Source organism: Megasphaera jansseni (assembly GCF_047974155.1).
GTDB lineage: Bacteria > Bacillota > Negativicutes > Veillonellales > Megasphaeraceae > Megasphaera.
In genome coordinates this window covers 1-2,329 of the sequence record NZ_JBHYRR010000063.1, presented here as the reverse complement: position 1 = coordinate 2,329, position 2,329 = coordinate 1, and the positions used below count along the sequence as shown (strand labels likewise).

Sequence of the window (2,329 nt, the reverse complement as noted above, 5' to 3'; positions counted from 1 at the left end):
TGTCTATATGCCTATTATACCAGAAAGAGTTAGGTAATGTATATATGAGGGAGGTCCTACACTAGCCACTAACCACTTAAAAGTTTTTCGTTTATAGTTCATCGTGATGGGGGGATATTCTTAATCCTGTACGACCCACGATGAACGACCTACGATCAACGTAAAAAGGGCTTGTCGTCATGCGACAAGCCCTTTTTGTCATTTCTCCTAAGATAGTGTATAATATATATGTTTTACAAATAAATAACTATTATAATATATAATTGTGATATAATATATATATTTGAATTATATATAAAATACATTTTTAAATATAAACTAAAATACAAGGGACAAAACATGAATAACAATAGGTTTTACAGGGGAGGGGTAATGCGGAATTTTCATTTTTCTGTCATTACGCCTAATGAAAAAGTGTATACTATGGTCCGGGACATGGTGCAGGAGTCTTCACGCATAAATTCGGCACAAGTCACACTCATCAATGGGCGTCAGAAAAAAGCAGCCAGTCAGATTGCGGATGCTGTTCATTCCGGGACAGAGGCTTTATTTGCTTGGGAACCGATGGCTGCGAAAATTGCGTCGGACTATCCTCAGGCACGGGTTTATGAAATCCAGCCGAGTATTCTGGATTTATTGAATTGTATCAATCATGCTCCCAAAACAGGAAAACTGGGTGTCATCATCCCATTTTCCCTGCGGGATTATTATGATGATTTAAAAGCACAATTCGATATGATGGGCGTTTCCTTTTATCACGTAGCGCCAGAATGTGATGATCGGGTCATGCAGGAAATCATACGCCAAGCCGCAGTCCATGGAGTCACATCCCTCGTCGGGACGGATGCGATGGCTTCCATGATTGCAGCTCAGCATATCAACTGGATTCCCTTACGGCCTGGCCGGGGCGGTATTGTGCGCGCCTTTTACAAGGCTTTGTGGAATGTTCGCCGCTATCGGCAGGAAAATCCTCGTTCAGCTATCAATCAGGCCGGTATGAGGGCCCATTACCACTTGGAAGACATCATCGGTTCTTCTCATGCCATGAAGGAAGTTAAAGAGCTGGCTCAGACCTATGGGACCACCGATTCGACGATCCTCCTTACCGGCGAATCTGGAACGGGCAAGGAAATGCTGGCCCAAGCTATCCATAACCTCAGTGGCCGCCGGCATGGCCCCTTTGTCGCTGTCAACTGCGGCTCCATTACGGAAAGCCTGCTGGAAAGCGAGCTCTTTGGCTATGCTGGCGGGACCTTTACCGGGGCTAACCGGGATGGCAAGGTAGGGCTTTTTGAAGCGGCTAATGGCGGTACGCTGTTCCTCGACGAAGTCGGAGATATGCCCTATGTCTTGCAAAACCGCCTGCTGCGTGTCCTGCAGGAGAAGTATGTCCGTCCCGTAGGCAGTCAGTGCGGCGTGCCCATCGACGTCCGGGTCATTGCGGCGACCAATAAGGATTTGCCTCATGAAGTCCAGGAAGGAAATTTCCGGCTGGACCTCTACTACCGCCTGGCCGTCCTGCCTATCGAAGTCCCGCCGCTGCGCAAACGGAAAGGCGATATCCAGGACATTTCCCAATCGCTGCTGAAGAGCCTGGATATCCGCTACCATAAATCCCATACCTTTGACATCAAAGTCTGGGATTTCTTCAAAAATCAGCCCTGGCCCGGCAATGTACGGCAATTGGCACACGTCATCGAACGCCTGGTACTGGTCGTCAAAAATCCGGTCATCCAGGTAAAAGATGTCCTTCACGTCATGCCGGCTGCCATGACAGAAGGAGAATCAACGCCAGCCGAAGACGGCAGCCTGAAAGATTTGACCTATGAAAAGATTGAAAAAATGAGCCGCGAAGGAAAAAGCGGTGCCGAAATCGCCCAAGAAATTGGTATCAGCCGCTCTACCGTCTATCGCATCAAGCGGAGACATCAAGAACAGTGAGCGAGACCCGCAGACCGCAAGTCGCCAAGGGCCTACGGACCATAAATATACACGGCCGTGGCCTTGCCTCTCCTGCAAAGGGCCTTTTTGGTCAGCAGGAATCGGCCATAGGGCGAGGTGGAATGATGAATACCAGGAAGAATATCATTTGAAATAAGAGCCTGTCATTTACGACGGTGCTGTCTTATGCGACAGCGCCGTTTTGTTTTCTTTGGATTTAGAAGTGGCTTCTCCGCGACAGACTCATGAAAGAAAAATAGTTCGAAGGCGTCTGACCGCGGGTCGAAAAAAACGGTCAGTGATCTTGTGCGTAGGGGCTAGTGTAGAACCTCCCTCATATATACATTGCCTAACTCTTTCTGGTATAATAGGCATATAGACATAGTCA

Annotated in this window: 1 protein-coding gene; it reads left to right on the top strand. The window is 47.8% G+C overall.

The window, feature by feature from the left end:
• The first annotated feature begins 372 nt into the window (after positions 1-372).
• Positions 373-1,941, top strand: a complete 1,569-nt coding sequence (locus ACE418_RS13365) for a sigma-54 interaction domain-containing protein (RefSeq protein ID WP_416451070.1) — start codon at positions 373-375, stop codon at positions 1,939-1,941.
• Positions 1,942-2,329: the final 388 nt, after the last annotated feature.